The sequence below is a fragment of the Qipengyuania benthica genome, from assembly GCF_030717865.1.
Classification (GTDB): Bacteria; Pseudomonadota; Alphaproteobacteria; order Sphingomonadales; family Sphingomonadaceae; genus Qipengyuania; species Qipengyuania benthica.
The window spans coordinates 1-17,606 of record NZ_JAVAIL010000009.1 but is presented as its reverse complement, the minus strand read 5'-3'; the positions used below and the strand labels follow the sequence as shown (position 1 = coordinate 17,606).

Below are 17,606 nucleotides of genomic sequence, written 5' to 3'. Positions count from 1 at the left end.
AAATCATGACGAACCGACGCAATCCCGCGCCTCCGGCTGCGACGCTCGACATAAACTGCGACTGCAAAGAATATGTCTAATGCTGAGCTCAACATTAGACATACTCGCGAGGACTGAGGTCCAGATCAAGCTCGGCGCGTTCCTCGGGAGATAGACTGTCGAGACGCCTGTCCAGAATGCTCTCGGCCGTGGAGACGAGCTGGACGACGATCGCCTTGTCGTCGTCGATATGGCCATTGATTGCGGCGATCAGGGTCGGCAGCTTCATGGAGAGAAGGACCTGGTTGAAGAAGCGTTGCTTGGCGCCTTCGAAGCGAGAGCGGGCCGCGGCCTTTGCGCCGCTGTTGAGCGTGTCGCCGTCGAGATCGTCGACGACGTTTGTAAGCGCCAGTGCCTCCTCCATGTTCTGATGGATGATCGCCCAGGCGTCCGCATAGGTGTCGTAGATGCCGATCTGATCGTTTGTCAGATCGTGCTTGAGCACCTCGTATTCGACACCGGCAAAGCTCAGTGCCCTCGCCTGATAGAGGCCCAGCGCCTTCAGGTCACGGGACACCAGTTCCATCGCGGCGATCCCGCCCGACCGGATCTGGCTGATGAAGTCCTCGCGGTTCGAGAATGCGGTTCCCGGTCCCCAGAGGCCGAGGCGAACGGCATAGGCGAGGTTGTTGACGTCGGATGCGCCCGTGGCAGACGCGTATAGAACGCGGGCATCGGGGAGGTGGTTCTGGAGCAGGACACCGGCGATCCCTTGCAGGGAACCCGGCTTCGCGCCGCGCGCGCCCTCGCCTCCTGCCACGCCGCCCATCTCGTGGCTTTCGTCGAAGGCGATGACGCCGTCGAAGTCGGTGTCAGCCCAGTCGAGCAGCTGCTTCAGGCGTGTCGCATCCTGGCGTTGGCTGCGCAGCGTTGGATAGGTCACAAAGACGATGCCGTCGCGGAAGGGAAGTTCTTGGTCGATCTTCCAGCTGGAGAGCGGTTGGATGTCGGCGGGGAGCCCGCCGATCGCGGCCCAGTCGCGGCGGGCATCTTCGAGGAGGCTTTCGTTCTTGGATATCCAGATCGCTTGCCTGCGGCCCGCCAACCAGTTGTCGAGGATGCAGGCTGCAATTTGGCGCCCCTTCCCCGCTCCGGTCCCATCGCCCAAGAAATAGCCCTTCCGATAGGCCTTGCCGTTCTCGGACAGCGAAAGACCCACCCCCTCCTCTGACGGCACGAACTTGCCCGGAAGAAACTGCGTCCAGGCGTTGCCGGCGTAAATGATCGTTTCGAGCTGCGCTTCGGAGAGATGCGCCTCGTTCAGAATGCAATCGTGAAGCCGCGGTATGTAATCGGGCACCGGCGCCGGGATCGATCCCATGGCGACGCTCTCGACGAGGGGTGTCGGGTGTTTCCGGGAGCCCTGGATGTTGATCCGGCTCGGCCGATAGGGAACGTAGACGCCCGATTGCGCCCCGAGCGCGCGGGGCGCTTCCAGCTTGGCATAGTCCACCGTGACGATCTCGCGCGCCGCAAGCTTGCGCTCGATCTTAGGCGTGGTGCGCGGCTTGGCGCGCATCGACTTGAACAGGCTTGTCGCCTTCGGCTTGATCCGGGTGGGTCGTGCCGGCGGCGCTGTCGCGGGGTCGATCCGCTTCACGATCAAAAAGCATTCGGCAAGCTCGGAGACGGTGTCGCGTGCAATCAAGGACGGTTTCGAATTGCCCGGAACCTTGTCGATGACCAGCAACCGGACCGCCACGCTCGTGCCCTGCTTGTGATAGCATTTGGCGAGCCTGCAGGATGTCTGCACCGTGCAGTTTGCGAAGGTTTCCTCGTAGATCCGCAGCATCTTGGCGCTGGGGGTGAACCAGTCAGGCATGATGGCAACGACGCGGCCGCCCGGAAGCAACTTCGCCAAGGCCGCGCGCAGGTGACGGACCGCTGCGAATTGGTCGACCCCCCTGCCCTGCGAACGCGAAAACGGCGGGTTCATCAAGATCACCGTTGGCCGGAGGTCGTGCGCCGAAAGGGACGTCAGCATCGCACCGTCGAAGCCGGTGATCGTGGCTCTTTCGAAAAGAAGCGACAGCTTCGCACGGCGACGAGGATCGATTTCGTTGAGGTGGAGCTGCGCGACAGCCGGCAACATGCTCACGAGAGAGCCATGCCCGGCACTCGGTTCCAGGACGATGTCAGTGCTGCGGGGTTGCGCGGCGATCACGGCGAGCGCCGCCAGATCGGCCGGCGTCGAGAATTGCTGGAAGCGGATCTGATCTTCGCTTCGAACGGTGTGGGTGGGCAGCGAGTCGACCAGTTCCGACAGCGCAGGCACATCTTCGAGCAAGGGTGTCGAACGCGCCGAAAGATGAAGCGCCAGCCCCGCCTCAAGCAAATCGTAGGCATCGCGCTGCGTCCAGGATCCATTCGCCGATGTGCAGCCGTGCAGCTGCTCCATGATCGCAAAGAGGCTCTTCTTCGAAAGGATCGAGCCTGCGATGTTCTGGGCGACTTCCTCGATCGCCCCCTTGAGGCGGTGGTCGGATTGTTCGAATAGGTCGGTCACGGTCTGCTCCTGATGTTGATCCGCAACCAAGCTTCCCTCTCCCCTCCCCCTCGAACCGCAGTCCTATCCTCCAGTGTTCTCGTTCACCTCGGCCCAGTCGCCCGCCTTTCGTGGCGGAGGATCGCGGAGAACCGTCCGGTCTTTAGTCGCGTACGCCTCAATTGCCGCCAGTGCGCCAAGCCGCCCTGCCCTGTTGTTGTCCTCGGCGATCACGACCGTCTTTACGCCGTCCGGTATTCGGACAAGAGCCAGGCGTTCGGCTCCGAGCGTACTCCAGCACGGAATTCCTTTGATCCTGGTGTAGGCGACTGCATCTTCCATGCTCTCCGCAAGGCCGAGCGTGGCGCCTTTGAACGACGGTGACCAGGCGCCCATCCCCGGCCGCCCAAGCATGTATTTGCCTTTGTGGCACAGCCCTTTCGATCCGAGCGCGATACGCTGGATTGCCATGATCTCCAGGCGATCCCTCACCGCAACGAGAAGCGCGGGTCTGAAGACGGCATTGGGTTTGCGTCCGAACGGACATTTATGGTGGTAACGGATATCGCGGAGATCCAACGGAAGATTGCGCGATTTCAGGTATGCCTCAGCGAGCGTTTCGCAGATCTCCCGGCCCTGGTCCCATATTCGCCGCGCATTCGCTGACGATGGACTTGGCTGAAATTTGGGTGCTGGCGAATTGAATACGGGCCGCGTTCGCGAGATTGCTCGCAGTACGTCTTCATTTTGGCATCCGGCAAAGCAGTGTACCAGTATTCCGTGCTGGCCCTGCCTGATCGAGAGGGACGGCGTGCTGTCGCGGTGTGCTGGACATCGGCACATGGCGTAGCTGCCATGCCACTTGCCGCGAAGTCCTGCTACCGTGTCGATTGTTTCCTGAGTTGGGCTCAGACAGGTCAGCATAGTTGCTCCTCCTTTACCCCGAACCTCTTCCTCCACTTTTAAGAATGAAACCGAGACGAGTGTTGATACTTGCACCATGCTTGCCGGTCTCAGGGGGTCTGGCGATATTCAAATCACGCCAAAGGTGTGGTTGTGAAAAATCTTTTTCTGATTCCAGGGTCAATGTTCCTTTCTCAGCCAACACAAGAGGCCAAGGTCGAGAGGTTCGTCAGTGCTTTATCCCGAATTTCGTGGTTCTGGTTTTTGGAGTTAACGCACAAGCGGATCGACCGGAGGGCAATCAAGCCTTCCCAGGAATTGCCTCTGCTCAATAGTAGCGGAAATCCCGTTTCGCCGGGAATGTGGCAAGATTCATTGTGTTCTCGGTGTCCCCGTGAAACCAAGAAGCCGACGATGCGCGTATCGTAGGACTATATGGCAACGGTGGCGGGACACCACACGAGAAGGTTGGTGCCTCTGCGCGATCGTCCGTATGGGCGTAAGTGCACCGCTCCTATTGGTGCGCGGCTCTCCGCTTGGCATAGGAGATGACGAAACTTTCCCAGATGCGAAGCCATTCTTTCTCGGTTCGAGGGCGTTCGAAGTCCGGGCAGCCACTGCGGAATTGGCTCGCCATCAGATCGACATCCCAGGGAGCACCCTTTTCGCGGCCAATCCGCAAAAAAGCTTCTTCGCGCTTTCCATACTGAAGCGACCCTGACGGAAACGCCAAGGTTTCGACTTCCGGCAACGTCTTCGCCCTGCCCTCTGCTTCGCCTGTCCTTTTGGACAGGGCTTTCCGCTTGCTGCGCGGTTCGATTCCAACGAGCCGTAGATGGGCTCCAACGAGCTTCTTCTCGAGCGGCGCTGGTGAAGGATAAAGGACGACCTTCCTCCCCGAAACATCGACATTGGCGTTCGGATAGACTGATGTAACAAGTTGCATTGTTTCACGGACGGTCTGGCGAAATCGTTTGCTGTCCGCGGCGTTGCCCAAATGCTTGGCCAACTGGTCCCACGAGAGTGCCTGGCCGCGCTCGGCGGTAACACGGGGGAGCCGGTAGGCAAGATAGGTGTAGAGATCGAGCGCGGTCGGCGCTCCCTTCAGTTCTCGGATCGCCACTTCATTGAGTGGAACCGCATGTTCAACGAGATGCTGATAGAAGACCTCCGACATTCTGATTTCGCGAGCGAAGGCACCGTCCTTGTCCAGCGAGCCGGCATATTCGCTGGAAATCTTTACATCCCTGACGGCAAAGGCGTTCTGGTCCGTATCGGCGCCGTCCCATCTGATCTGCCATTCACAGGCAAGCAACCGATCGACCTGCTGCTTCATCAGATTGGCAGTACCGCGTGGCCCGTATGAAATCGTCTGATATCCGAGACGCCGCATCCAATCAGTGAAATTGCGGCCGAGATAAACATCGCGCGACCGTTGCTGAACCGCTTGCGAGAGCATGTAGATTAGCGCCACGCGGGGATAGGATCCGAAAGGAACACCCAGACTCTTCATCACTCGCTTGCCATCGATCTCCTGCAGCACCGGCCGGGGATTGATTGCCAGCGCATAGCGACCGTCCTCGCGAATGATCGGTTCGAACTCGTCCTTGGGGCGCTTTGTTGGGAGCGACATGGCGCATAACGCCGAATGCAGAAACGCCGGCACCGGGTTTTCGTCCTGAACTCTCAGGAATGCGTCGAGCGTCAGTTGCGAGCCAGCATGCTCGGCAAGTGTACGGACCTGTTTCTCGCCGCCAGCCAGCATTGCCAGAGCGTATTGGTGGCCAACCGGTTTCTTGTCATCCTGCGTCATAGTCCCCTCCCCCGATTCGGCGGGCCTCGGTGGCTGGATCAACAACAGGGTTGGGGGGCTAAATCAAGCCCTTTGGCGATTTACGGACGATTTGTGGCCGAAAACCTGCAAAATCACCGATGATGTCGGGTCCGTTGAGCAAAACATGCCAATATCAAACTTTCAAACTCAAAATTTAACCGATTGCGAATCGGATTCGAAGGAGGAGATTCTCTATAAGTAGGTATGCGCTCTGAGATCATCGGTTCTTAGGCACCGAGATCATTGCATTTCTGCACTGAGTTCATCGGCCTGGCTCTGAGATCATCGGTTTTCGTCCACAGCTCGGTTTTGCGAGTCCGATGGTTGGATCAAGCAGTTCAAAAGGGCTCGAAGATCATCGGCGAACGCGTTTACTCGCCCGCGACTGCCCGCAAGTGGCTCGGAGATCATCGGTGTAGCTGTAAGTTTTTTGGCCAAGTCGTTGCTGAAAGCGTCAACTCGGGCTAAATTGATGTCCAGACTTCCAAGAAGGATAGTAGATGGCCACCAAGATTTCAGCCGATGGGCTTCCAGGCAGCTCAGCAACCGATGATCTCCGTTCCCTTCATCGCAAGTCACTGGCAATTCTCAAGCGGCTCCAGACACACGCGCTCGATCCCGAAACCGGAGAGAAGGCGGGCCCAACCTTCCCCATCTCGAAGGCCGCAGAACTCGTCGATCGAACGGCATCGGCAATCCGAGAGGCCGAACGCGATGGCCGTTTGCCCGAGCGCAGTCGCACCCCTTCGGGTCACCGCTTGCCGTACAATCTCACCGAGCTTGATAAGATGCGCAAGGTTTTCGGAACAAGGCCTTGGCGCGATCCGGAAGACACGCCGGCGATTATCTCGGTGTCGAACTTCAAGGGCGGCGTCGGCAAGTCGACGATCGCGGTGCACCTTGCGCAGCACTTTGCGATTAAGGGGTACAGGACCTTGCTCGTCGACTGCGACAGCCAGGCCAGCTCGACCATGATGTTCGGATATCGTCCCGATATCGATCTCGGTGAGAACGATACGCTTTACGGGCATTTTCACGACCCCGAGTTGCTCGGGGTCCGCTCGATCATCCGGGACACGCACTTTCACGGCCTCAGCCTTATCCCTTCAAATCTCAAGCTCTATAATCTGGAGTATGAGATAGCTGCGCACCTGGCTCAGACGCGAAGCTTCGATGTGATTGATCTGATTTCGAATGCGATCGGCGAGGTCGTTCACGACTATGATGTCGTTATCATGGATCCGCCGCCGGCTCTCGGAATGGTGTCGATGGCGGTTCTCCAGGCAGCGAATGCCATGGTGATCCCGATGCCGCCAAGCGTGATCGACTTCTCTTCGACTGTATCCTTCGTCGATATGGCGAGAACCACTATGGAACAGCTCGAGCAGTTGGGGGGCAGGGCGCGACCGGCCTACAATTTCATCCGCGTGGTCGCGAGCCGCGTCGACGAGAACAAGTCGATGCATCGCGAGCTTCTGGCCATGATGCGCGATGTGTTCGGCGGGTCTTTGCTTACATCGATAATGCCGACGAGCGCCGAAATCGACAATGCGAGTTCACGCCTCAAGACCGTTTTCGAGCTCGATCGGCCGGTAACGTCACGCGAGGTGCACATGCGGTGCGTGAAGTACCTCAATGCGGTTTGTGAGGAGATCGAGCAGGAAGTTATCGGCAGCTGGGCGAGCCGGGCAGGGGAGGTGATGGCATGATGTTGCCACGTGGCAACGATCTGGAAGGTCGTTCTGAATCAATGAGATATAGCTATCAGGCGAGTCCCGTGCCGGTGCCGGCGCATTGCCATGGTCAGCTGGTGTACGAGACCATTCAGAGTGCCGTTGCCACGTGGCAACAAACTGCCGCCACGGCAACACACGAAAGGAGATTGAGTCTTGGCCAAGGGTAATAAGGGCTTCGGTTCGCTGCTTACCGAATCGATCGATGATGACATCGAGGAGGGGGAGGCGGCGCCGGCAAGGAGCATAATGGCCAGTCGCAGCGAGGCGCTCAATCGCCTGGCATCGGGTAAGGTTGTAACGGATCGCACGGAGTTCGTGGATCCAGCCCGCTGCCGGCCATGGCGTCTCCACAATCGCGATCTCGATCATCTATCGGAGGAGAGTTGCCGCGATCTCATCGACGCCTTCCTTTCGGCGAAAAAGCAGCGCATCCCGGCAATCGTCAGGCGACTGCGCGACGACCCAGAGCATGATTACGAGATCATTGCCGGCGTCAGGCGCTGGTGGACGGTGCAGTGGCTGCGCGAGCACAACCATCCAGAGTTCGATTATCTGGTGACCGTCCAGCAACTTACCGACGAGGAGGCGTTCCGGGTATCGGATGTCGAGAATCGGTCGCGCAAGGACATCACCGACTGGGAGCGCGCTCATGAGTACGAAGCGGCGCTGTCCGAATTCTACGAGGGCTCGCTTACCCAGATGGCCGAGCACCTCAACATATCGAAGTCCTGGCTCAGCCGGATGCTCAACGTCGCGCGGCTACCCGAGGAACTCATCGTAGCTTTTGCCGATCGTCACGACATCACCGTGCGCATCGCGCGAGACCTTAAGCCGCTTGCCAACGAAATGCGCTCGCTTTCGGCGATGCGCAAGGAGACGGAGGCGATCCTTGCTGAACGCAGCTCGGGGAGCGAACCGCTTTCCGGGCCTGAGACGGCTAAACGCCTGATCAGGGCGACCACCGCGCCTGGCAAGCCGAGGACGAAGGTCCAGACCGAAACCGTGCCGACCAAATCCGGTGTTCCGATGCTCTCGGTGACCAGGCCGACCAATGGGGCAGGGCTCACCATCAAGATCCTCCCGAATTCAGGAGCTAATAAGACGACGATCATGGCGGCGATCGAAAAGCTTCTCTAAGTTTCGGTGTGCTTTCGCGAATGATCCGACAGCATCTGATCGATCTCCGCCATTTCTCTGTCAAACTCGGCAAGAACAGTGTCGAGGGCCGGTGACGAGCGCGACGGGGAGGGCGGACGCCCGCGCGGGGGTGCAACAATCCCCAAGGCAATCCCGACATCGGGAGTAACATAGAGACGCCAGCTCGTCCGACCGCTTGTTTCTACCAGCAGACCCTTTTCAGCCGCTCTTGAGAGGAGCTTCCCGGCTCCCGAGAGTGTGATGTCAAATCGGTCAACAAGTGTTCGCGCGGCCAGGAAGGGCGTCTCGAGTGCCAAGGTTCCTAACCGGGGAAGATGGCCCGGACGATGCTCGGCACCGACAGCAGCGCCGTAGCGCATACGATAGCCCTCGAGGCGGCCGAGACGCCGCAACCCTTCGTCGGCTAGTTCTCGCAAGGATTTGAGCAAACGCTTAAGCTGGGCTTCCCGCGTGCCGTGAAGAAAGCGAAGGCCCGGGTCGCCGGTCACCAGGCAAGGGAGTGGGTTCCTGGTCAAATTCATTCGCCGCAGCAACTTGGGAAACGCCAGCCAGGGAGCGGGCGTGTTATCCTGCCGCGACCAGGAATCGAGAACGGCGAGGGCGCGGGCGAGGGGAGGGGCGTCGCGCCAGCCATCGGGAATGTCGAAGGTAAAGGGTATGTCCTCGCGCCAATGACGGTCGTGACCGGCTGCCAGCTCTGCGGCCCAATCGGCGTAAGCGCCGAACGGATCGCCCGCGGTGACAACGGGGGGGCGGCCCGGGATCGAAACGCCGGTGAAATGTGAAATTACGTCGATTTCGTCGATTTCGTGCCGCTGCAGCCTCAGAGCTGTGGCGTAGCCGGTCCAGCTGGCTCGCAGCATCCACGCGGGGGCAACCGAACTGGCGGATATCCGGGCGTCAAGGCGACCGATCGATGCCATCGTTCGGCCGAACTCATCGACCAGATCGGGCGACCAGAGTATCGCACAAAGAGGACGAGCCGGACGTGACATGTATCAATAGTAGCTTAAAACGAGCGGTTCAGTCCACTGAGGAAGGCACGTAATGTTGATAATGCCTGCTTATCACTACTAGACAAGCTGACAGGATTGGCACAAAACCACCAAATGGCCTCCGAAATCGCTCCGAACGGCGTTTCAGCGCTCGCGTCGAACGGGTTTGCCGATCGCGAGAGCGAGCCCGTGATCGCGACCGTCGCCGCGCTCGCCGACGCTAAAACGGCAATCGATCCGGCCATGATCGACGCGGCGGCGCGCGCGTGGTCGGCCAATACCAAACGCGCGTTTCTTTCCGATCTTGGCCTCTGGGGCGATTGGTGTCGCGCGAACAGGGTGAGGGCCTCCGACGCTGACGGGAAGCTGGTCGCGAAATGGGTGAGGGCGCTTGGCGGCCTGGAAACCGAGCGTCGGCTGCGCACCCCGATCAAGAGACGCGCGCCCGCGACAATCGCGCGCTATCTCGTCCATGTCGGAATGGCCTATAGGATGGCGGGGCTGACCGATCCGACCGCGGCACCGCTGGTGAAGCTCGAATTGAAGGCCATGCGCCGTGCGCGTGGCACCCGCCAGCGCCAAGCTAAGGGGATACGCTACAAGGGCGATATCGCCGACCTCGACGGACCACCTACGGGCGTGTGTCTCTCGCATCTTCTGAAGGCCTGTCGGCGCGACTGGCTAGGCCTGCGCGATGCCGCGCTGCTGCGGGTCGCCTACGACACCGCCTGTCGGCGTTCCGAGCTGGTGGCGATCGAGATCGATCATATCGAGGCGGGCGAGGGCGGGGCAGGGGTGCTGTTCATCCCCTCGAGCAAGACCGATGCCGAAGGGGAGGGGGCCTATGCCTATCTGTCCCCGGCGACGATGCAAGCGATCCGCGTCTGGAAAAAGGCGACAGATATCCGCTCGGGACCGCTGCTGCGACGGGTCGAGGTGCATTTCGACGGCTCGGTGAGCCGGGTCGGCAATCGTCCGCTGCACCCCAACAGCATCACGCTGATCTATCGCAGGCTTGTCCGCGCCGCGCACGCCAAGGGCTTGCTCGGTGAAACGAGCGAGCAACGGCTCGAGCAGTGGGTTAGCGACATCTCGAGCCATTCGGTCCGCGTCGGGGTAGCGCAGGACAATTTTGCGGCCGGGGAGGGGCTACCGGCGATTATGCAGGCCTATCGCTGGCGCGATCCAGCAACGGTCATGCGCTACGGGGCGAGGCTTGCCGCACAAAGCGGGGCCAGCGCGCGGCTTGCGAAGCGGTTCTCGTCGGGCTGATTCGGCGCGACTGTTGTAGGTCGTCCAAGAGATTATGGCAGTCGCTTTTTCGGGTTCTCACTCAACAGGAGCGATGTCGGCTTCGCGGCCTCATGCCGGACGTAGAGGCTGTCGCACCGACAGTCCGAAAGCCGTCATTTAACGACGCGGAGCCTTGGGTATAGTCTGCGCCGGCTTTGATCTATTCCTGTCGCTTAGGCGATGTGGTCCCAACAAAGGCTCTATCCTCTTTCGGTCGATGTATCACTCTGAGACTTTCGAAGAGCATGGCGAAAAGCAATCAACAATCGTTCGCGTGAACTTCGAGCACGCTCAAGAGTTGAAGCGCGCGCGTGGAACCAAACCCAAATCGATTGCAACATGACTTCATTTTCGTTTGCCAAAACAACTGGCACCAGCGCCAATTCCGCTTCCCAATTATCGTTGCCACTTTCCTGTTTTAGGTGTGCCTCAATCGTCTTTGCGAGCGGTTGCAATGCGGGGACGCCTTGTTGCTCGCGATCCCGCGCCATGATTTGTACATATCCGCCCGCTACCGAGCGGGTTGAAAGCCGTCTCTCGGGCTTCTTGTCCTCGCCCATATCACAGCCAAGCGAAATGAAATCCGAAGCCGGCGAAGCAAGATCGAGAAGCAGCGACCGCAAGGAATCGCTCCAAACCACTTCCGGGATTTCGTCTATTCGTTCGGGATGGCCGTCGGTATCAACGAAACCATGGTTCTGGCGTATTGCATCGAATAGCGGTGGGTAGGGGACTGTATTGCCCGGCGCAGTGCAATAGGTAACCCTTGCTCCCACTGTGCTACGCTCTATCGATCCTTGGCAGCCCGTCCCAAGTTTCGCCATCGAGGTGTCGACCAGCTATTTTCTTGCCGACCCGGTACATTTTTGTTCCGTCATCTGCCTCGGCCGCTTGGCGCGCCTTAGCGAGATTAATCCCTTGGCCTGGCGACCAGTCTCCCCATTGCTTAAAGTGGAACGGGATATCTGCCGCCATGCAATCATTAAGGAGAGCGCGAAACCAGGACGGGCTTGAAGGCCTGGCCTTTGGTCCGCTCTCGCCGCCGGTAATCACCCAATCAAGCGAGTTCGCCCATTCTCCCAGGGCTACAGGACCAAGCAAAGGCTCCGCCGAGATGAATCGCACCTTCGCAGGCAAAGCAGCTAGCTCAGGCAGGCGCTTGTCCGCCCATTCTTGATTTTCGGCCGTCGTGCCTATCCATACATTGCTGGGCCATTCCTCACCCCAAGGCACAAAAGACGAGACGAGGTCTGGCCGCTTGGTCAGCAGCAGCCAATCGAGCGCCGGTGTCGCTTCAATGAGCTTCCAGAGTTTTGTGCGTTCACCATCGAGATCACGACGATCCTCAAAGACATCTGCCATGGATGCGCAAAAAACACGCGCGCGGACACCTTCGCGCTCGGCTTGACGGTTCCACGCGATTGGTTCTGACCAGTGTCGTTCGCTGAAAAAGCGACGATCTGCGTTAATGCCCCACACTTGCTCGCCAAGACGCTTGGACCAGCTTTCAGCATAGCAGAACTTGCAGGCCGGAGACATCTTGACGCAGCCCCACCAAGGGTTGAAGGTGTGCGTAGTCCATTCAATTTTCGAGTTTTTTGCCACGCCCATCTCCTGCCAAGAATCTCAAAAATGGCAGCTATTCGGCCGTCTGGCCACCCTTTTTAGAGCATCAAGGCAGACAATGTCGGATTGCTTTCGCCAAAGTGGTCCCGAAGCATCACGAGCAGAAGATCGCGAAACTCCTGCGCTTTCGCCCGGAGTGCTTCGAACTCCGGACTGTCTTCGCCCTCTGGAGATTGCACGGAGAGCGCCGCACGTATTTCAGGATCGTCCAAAGCATGCAGAAACGCGGAATAGATCTCGAGTATCGGAGCTGCCTTCTCACCCACGATATGATCGACTCGTTCGAAGGTCGGGATGGCGAGCAATTCGTTCAGGCGCCGGAGTTTCTCGTCACGATCGACACCGAAAGTCTCGCCAACCGCGAGAACGCCCGCGACGAACAGAAGCATTCTTGAAAATCGCAGCTTTATAAGCCGGATTGCCCGGGGCTTCCCTCCAATGAGTACCTTGTGCTCGAGGTCAACGCAAATCGTTCGCCAGTAGCGGATGATATCGTTGAGCAGGAACATGGCGATTTGTTCTGATCGGATTGAGTCTGGAATATACTGAGCGAGGAGACGGTTGCGGGCGTCGTCAAATGTTTGCTCACCGAAGATCCATTCACCTTCGAGGAGCAGAAGCATCCGACGGGTGATCGAGACATTGGAATCGCCTTGCCCGCCTATTGTTTGCGTAAGAGCGCTGATCGCCAGTGGTTCGTCGAAAACTCCTCCGCTTGATGGCATTTCGAAGTCGGCCTCCGATAATGCAGCTCTGACCGCTTCTTGCAGACGGCCCGCCTCGGTAATCGCATCTTTGCGAAACAGGACGAACAAGTCGACGTCTGAACCACTCGTCACTTCTCGTCGCGCATAACTTCCATTGACGCCCACTACGAAACGATCATCACTACCGATCTGGGAAGCTACGATCTCACGCATGCGTGCAAGCCCCTCTTCCGAGCGCTGCTTCGTTAGATCGAATGCGGTCACTGCCGCCGGCGTTTGCCCCATCACGCTATTCGTTCTTCTCTTCTTTATGATCCAATTAGATGCGCGATCGTTACACCGCGACTGCTTTTGCTTTGCGCGTATCTCGCGACCAAGTCCGTGCTCCCTTGCACCCGCACCTTGTCTATCACGTCAAACTTCCGCGTCGGAGCCTTGACCTCAAATTCGAAGAGCTTGGGGCTTAGCTCGCATATGCGTCTGTAGGCTCTTCGCTTAGAACTCCGCGCCCAAGCAAAGATATGAAAAAGGGTGGGCGCTCGGTCTCTCAATCTCTGTTCGGTGAATTGGAACCACTCAGGCCTAAATCGATGAATTTCGTGCGACATGTAGGCTTGTGCCAGGCCGTCGTAGAGTAGACCATCCGGATGATGAATGATGAGATTGTAGACTTCATCCTTGAGTCGCCAAAAATCGTCGGCTGCCTTGGTAGGCCACTCATCGCTGGCAGCGATCATGGCCACTAGGCGCTTGGGATTGAACGGTCGCGTTGCTTTCGCGGCGAACATCCGCGAGCGGCTTATCCCCTCGATCGTATCGAGATTGATTGGGCCGGAAAACAAGAAGGAATGTTCGCCTTCATGCTTTCCTTCGATCATCGCCAGCACTTCATCCAGATCAACGCCATAGGCGGCCATGATCGACGGTATTTCACGGCCGAGCAATGTCTCTCCATACATGATCGAGAGACCCGCCTCATGATGATTGACCCCAAAGGTAGATTTGAAGATCGGCTCTAGCGTATGGGATAGCGGACCATGGCCAATGTCGTGAAGAAGACCCGCCGCTGCCAGCACACGAGTTTCCCTGCGCGTCAGCCCTCGAATATCCGCATAAAGCAGCGCCAGTTCGGTCACTCCTAAGGAATGATCGAATCGATTGTGCCGCCGTCTGTGCGCGTCGCTCCCATTCGATACCTTGATATAGTCAAGCGCTCCGAGAAAGCCGATATCCCTCAATCTTTGCAAAGGCTTCGATAACGCTAGCTCGGTTAGGAAAGGGTCGGCAAAAAAGCTCGCATCGGCGTTCATCAAGACCGAGGGACACGGCGGGAGATTGGGAAAAAGCGGCAACCGCTCCCACTCATCGTCACCTACCCACTCAGCATCCGCATACATCGAAAATGACTCGCATTTTAGTTCGCTTCGATGCTCTATCATCGCATCGGATTTTCGCCAAGCGATGGCATCTGTGGCCTCATACGCCGATCACGTTCCCAGCTTGCTGAACAGCAAGCGCTGCCTCGCTCTCACAAATCTGTCCGTCCATGCAACCGATCTCGCGCGCGGTTTTTCCTTGCCGATTGCATCCTCGATGACGATTTCCTTCTCGTCCCTCAGCATCAGAAGCACTTGCTCGATGATCTCTCGTGTCACCGGCGTATCATTGCAGTGATGACCGAACAGCATTTCCAGCGATGGAGCTAGGTCCGCATCTATCGCGTCGCTGATCTTTCTAGGGATCTGCTCCATAAGAGTTGAAATGGACCTTTCCCTTGCTGCACCATCAAAACCATAGGGCAGGTCGAGCTGGCGTGGATCGGCATCTCGCTCGAATCCGAGGGCCTGCAGACCAGCACGTCCATGATGCAGCGAAACTGTGCTTTCTTCCCAGTGAATCGTACCGATAACATTTCGGGCTTCTCGGTGGCGCGACAAATGAAGGAACCAGTAGCTTCTATGCGCCTCAGTCGAATGAATGAAAAAGGGGGAGTAAAATTCTGCTCCGGTTTTCTCGACGAGATGAGAGTAGAGGCTGTTTTGTATGAGGGTTCGCCAACCATCTCCCTCGCCCTTTTCTGCCAATATTTCACGGATGAACCCCGGGTCGAGCTCAACATCGCGATAGCCGCGCTGTTCGAGGCGTTTCTCGCTCATGTAATCGATCAAGCTGTCCACGCTGAAGGTCAGGAATATCTCGGCTTTCTCCAGCTCGGCCAAGATCTGCCTCATCGAGCGAAAAGCAACATCGCTCCAGCCATATTGGTCAAGTAACCATATCGAGCGACCCTTTGTGGAAAGGCGTTTGACGGTTGCTATCGCGTCGTGCACGCGGTCGTTGAAGTCGTCAGTCCAAATGAAAATCGATTTGTCCAACCGGTCGGCAAACGGCGAGGCTTCGATTTCGCCGCGCAAGAACTCGGTGTTCCTTCGGTCCAGATCGATAAAAACGAAATCAGTACGGATCTCAAAACCTTTCGGCCTCGATCCATTTAACTTGTCTTCCATCTCTGTGATGGCATTGAGAAGGACCAGTGGAGAGCCCGGAACCCGCTGACCCAAGAAGTCGTAAACACCCCCGCCGCAAAAGCCATCGATTACAGCAAGATTGAGCTTCTCCTGCACAGGAGTGGCGGTACAGATTTTGACATACTCACGCAGATACCGATCGATTATGCGGTGTTTCGCGAGACTGTGCTGACCTATAGTCGGCGGGGGTTTACCGATCTCCCAGTTGTAATGGTTCGTGGGCATTCCTCAGTAGGTAGGCAGATTCTTTCCGGTCGTGAAGTGCATCACTCACAGCTTTGACCATTATGTTGGCAATCCGCACTAGGCTGGAAGCTCCGTCGCACTCGTCCAGAACGAATATCCAGTGGCTCTAACACGTTGGAATGATGCAGAGATATATGATGCCCAACTTTGCCCTACCTTTGCCTGCCTTCAACCGTATCCATCAAGTCATCCATGGCACCATCAAAGAGGAAGGTAACCCAGGAAAGGCGTGTACTTTATTCGCCTGCATCGGGGCGCTGATCATGAATAAACACTACAAAATTCCGGCGCGAGCGGTGGCCGGTGGATTCGCCCTCTGTGTCGAACCCGGCAAGAATATGCTTTTTGGACGTGATGGCGGTGGCATCGTCCATTTTGATGAAGACGGCTTTCATATGTGGGTTCAAACTGAGACGCACGTCATCGATTTCATGTCACCTCTATATCAAGAGGCGTTAAAGCCGGCAGGTCGGCCAGGCAGATCTGGCGCGGCAAGCCGAATAAGGCTCACCAGAAGGATGTCGATGCGCGCTGGACGGTGAAGATCGGCGGCAAGATCCGCTATCGCCCCGATGGCACGCCGCTGCCGCAGATCGCAACGCCCGTATTTGGTTACAAGTCGCATATCAGCATCGACCGACGCTATGGCTTCATCCGCAAGGCAGCGGTGACATCGGCGACAGAGAGCGACGGGCGCCAGTTGCGGCGCGTAATCGACACGAGCAACACCGCCGCAGATGTCTGGGCTGACAGCGCCTATCGCAGCCAGAAGAACGAAGCATGGCTGAAGGCCAATATGCTCAAAAGCCGCATCCATCGCCGGAAGCCCAAGGGCCGGCCGATGCCCGAGAACATGGCGCGCGCGAATGCTGCAAAGTCAGCAGTCCGGGCCAGGGTCGAGCATGTCTTCGCCCACCAGAAGAACCGTTATGGCCTCTTCATCCGCACCATCGGCATTGCCCGCGCGCAGGCCAAACTCACGCTCGCCAATCTGGCCTACAACTTCGACCGCCTGATCTTCCACGAGCGGTGCGCAGCCACGGGATAGGTGCACCTGAAATCCGCAGAAAGGGCTGAAAGGCCAAAGAACATCGCCGAAAAGTGGCCAATCCAGACCTTCCAATAGCGTCCCTCGCAGCAATCCCCGCAACCCGCCCAATCACGGCGCAAAAATCATGGTTGTTGCGGGTGTCCAGCTGCGCACCTTGATCGGATCTCTCAGTGACTGACCTCCCTGCTGCCGTTACCGAAGCGGCCGACTTTTACGATGCGCATTACGCAGGTGCAGAACCTGTCTTTCTCGAACCCGGCGTGAAGGTAATCTTGGGCGCCCCGGATCACCCGAGGCACTGCCGGTTTTGCGATCGGGAGGAACCGGCGGTGACGTTCAAGGACGAAGCACACGCTCTCCCCGCCGCGTTCGGCAACACGGGCCTCTTCAGCAACTACGAATGCGACACCTGCAACCACCTTTTCGGCGAAGGTATCGAGAACCACCTCGGCAACTGGACCAAACCCATGCGCACCTTGTCACGCATCAGGGGCCGAAGCGGCGTGCCGACGATCAAAAAGCCTGGCCCGAATAAGGGCTGGCGTGTCGAAAGCGACGGATCAGGCTTCCAACTTAGCGAGTATGAAGACGAGCCGTTCTTCGAGGTGGACGAGTCCGAAAGGCGATTGAAGTTCGAGTTACACCGCGACACCTACGTGCCTGTGGCGGCGCTTAAAGGCTTGGTGAAGATCGGCCTGACGCTCATTCCCGATGTCGAAGTTCCGAACTTCCGCGGAACTTATGGCTGGATCAGGGACAAGGATCACACGCGTAACTTCGTTGCGGAGTTTCCGGTGTTCCGGACCATCATACCGGGCCCAGTCCGGAACGACTTGATCGTGCTCATGCTCATGCGTCGCCGCGCGGGAACCGACAACGTGCCCTATGCCTTCTTCACGATGGCGTACGGCAACGAGGTGCTGCAGGTTGTCCGTCGTCAGAACATTTGGCACAGAACTGGTCGCTCGTTTGATGAGTGTTGGCCTCGTCTGGAGGGTTGATCTT

General features: G+C 58.0%; 15 protein-coding genes. 6 read left to right on the top strand and 9 right to left on the bottom strand.

The genetic code is table 11. The features are described from left to right. Positions 1-94 precede the first annotated feature (94 nt). From Q9K01_RS15330 to Q9K01_RS15320, 3 genes are all read right to left on the bottom strand, one after another. Positions 95-2,545 carry a strawberry notch-like NTP hydrolase domain-containing protein gene (locus Q9K01_RS15330; RefSeq protein WP_063612712.1) on the bottom strand — a complete coding sequence of 817 codons (2,451 nt, stop codon included), beginning with the start codon at positions 2,543-2,545 and terminating at the stop codon, positions 95-97. Between the two features lie 63 nt (positions 2,546-2,608). Next, positions 2,609-3,448: a DUF7146 domain-containing protein gene (locus tag Q9K01_RS15325; protein ID WP_305930991.1), complete on the bottom strand. Its 840-nt coding sequence runs from the start codon at positions 3,446-3,448 to the stop codon at positions 2,609-2,611. A gap of 493 nt (positions 3,449-3,941) precedes the next feature. Continuing rightward, positions 3,942-5,240 (bottom strand): replication protein RepA, encoded by a 1,299-nt coding sequence (locus Q9K01_RS15320; RefSeq protein WP_063612551.1) that lies wholly within the window; start codon positions 5,238-5,240, stop codon positions 3,942-3,944. A 521-nt stretch (positions 5,241-5,761) separates the two neighbouring features. Here Q9K01_RS15320 and Q9K01_RS15315 point away from each other — a divergent pair. Beyond that, complete coding sequence (locus Q9K01_RS15315) at positions 5,762-6,970, top strand: AAA family ATPase (RefSeq protein WP_063612552.1); 1,209 nt, start codon at positions 5,762-5,764, stop codon at positions 6,968-6,970. Between the two features lie 180 nt (positions 6,971-7,150). Then, a complete protein-coding gene (locus tag Q9K01_RS15310) occupies positions 7,151-8,134 on the top strand; it encodes a ParB/RepB/Spo0J family partition protein (RefSeq protein ID WP_063612553.1) in 984 nt (327 codons plus the stop codon). Here the strand turns inward: Q9K01_RS15310 and Q9K01_RS15305 are convergent. Next, positions 8,131-9,078 (bottom strand): hypothetical protein, encoded by a 948-nt coding sequence (locus Q9K01_RS15305; RefSeq protein WP_063612554.1) that lies wholly within the window; start codon positions 9,076-9,078, stop codon positions 8,131-8,133. The two genes, Q9K01_RS15310 and Q9K01_RS15305, sit on opposite strands and share 4 nt — an antisense overlap. A gap of 186 nt (positions 9,079-9,264) precedes the next feature. Here Q9K01_RS15305 and Q9K01_RS15300 point away from each other — a divergent pair, with 186 nt between their 5' ends. Then, positions 9,265-10,422, top strand: a complete 1,158-nt coding sequence (locus tag Q9K01_RS15300) for a tyrosine-type recombinase/integrase (protein ID WP_082837553.1) — start codon at positions 9,265-9,267, stop codon at positions 10,420-10,422. Between the two features lie 221 nt (positions 10,423-10,643). Here Q9K01_RS15300 and Q9K01_RS15295 read toward each other — a convergent pair whose 3' ends face one another. From Q9K01_RS15295 to Q9K01_RS15275, 5 genes are all read right to left on the bottom strand, one after another. Continuing rightward, positions 10,644-11,219 (bottom strand): hypothetical protein, encoded by a 576-nt coding sequence (locus Q9K01_RS15295; RefSeq protein WP_156491076.1) that lies wholly within the window; start codon positions 11,217-11,219, stop codon positions 10,644-10,646. A 4-nt stretch (positions 11,220-11,223) separates the two neighbouring features. Continuing rightward, positions 11,224-12,048, bottom strand: a complete 825-nt coding sequence (locus tag Q9K01_RS15290; RefSeq protein ID WP_067505984.1) for a DUF5131 family protein — start codon at positions 12,046-12,048, stop codon at positions 11,224-11,226. Positions 12,049-12,107: 59 nt separating this feature from the next. After that, complete coding sequence (locus Q9K01_RS15285; RefSeq protein WP_067505970.1) at positions 12,108-13,061, bottom strand: nucleotidyltransferase domain-containing protein; 954 nt, start codon at positions 13,059-13,061, stop codon at positions 12,108-12,110. Positions 13,062-13,084: 23 nt separating this feature from the next. Continuing rightward, the gene (locus tag Q9K01_RS15280) at positions 13,085-14,086 is read right to left on the bottom strand and encodes an HD domain-containing protein (RefSeq protein WP_197459509.1); all 1,002 of its coding nucleotides are present in this window, start codon (positions 14,084-14,086) and stop codon (positions 13,085-13,087) included. A 177-nt stretch (positions 14,087-14,263) separates the two neighbouring features. Continuing rightward, a complete protein-coding gene (locus Q9K01_RS15275; RefSeq protein WP_067505964.1) occupies positions 14,264-15,529 on the bottom strand; it encodes a three-Cys-motif partner protein TcmP in 1,266 nt (421 codons plus the stop codon). 140 nt (positions 15,530-15,669) lie between these two features. Between Q9K01_RS15275 and Q9K01_RS15270 the strand changes: the two genes are divergently transcribed. The 3 genes from Q9K01_RS15270 to Q9K01_RS15260 all read left to right on the top strand — a co-directional run bounded on the left by Q9K01_RS15270 (position 15,670) and on the right by Q9K01_RS15260 (position 17,602). Beyond that, positions 15,670-16,092 carry a DUF2026 family protein gene (locus Q9K01_RS15270; protein WP_305930990.1) on the top strand — a complete coding sequence of 141 codons (423 nt, stop codon included), beginning with the start codon at positions 15,670-15,672 and terminating at the stop codon, positions 16,090-16,092. Then, the gene (locus Q9K01_RS15265; RefSeq protein WP_305930989.1) at positions 16,089-16,598 is read left to right on the top strand and encodes a transposase; all 510 of its coding nucleotides are present in this window, start codon (positions 16,089-16,091) and stop codon (positions 16,596-16,598) included. Before Q9K01_RS15270 ends, Q9K01_RS15265 begins: the two co-directional genes overlap by 4 nt. 173 nt (positions 16,599-16,771) lie before the next feature. After that, complete coding sequence (locus Q9K01_RS15260) at positions 16,772-17,602, top strand: HNH endonuclease (protein ID WP_067505959.1); 831 nt, start codon at positions 16,772-16,774, stop codon at positions 17,600-17,602. Positions 17,603-17,606 lie beyond the last annotated feature (4 nt).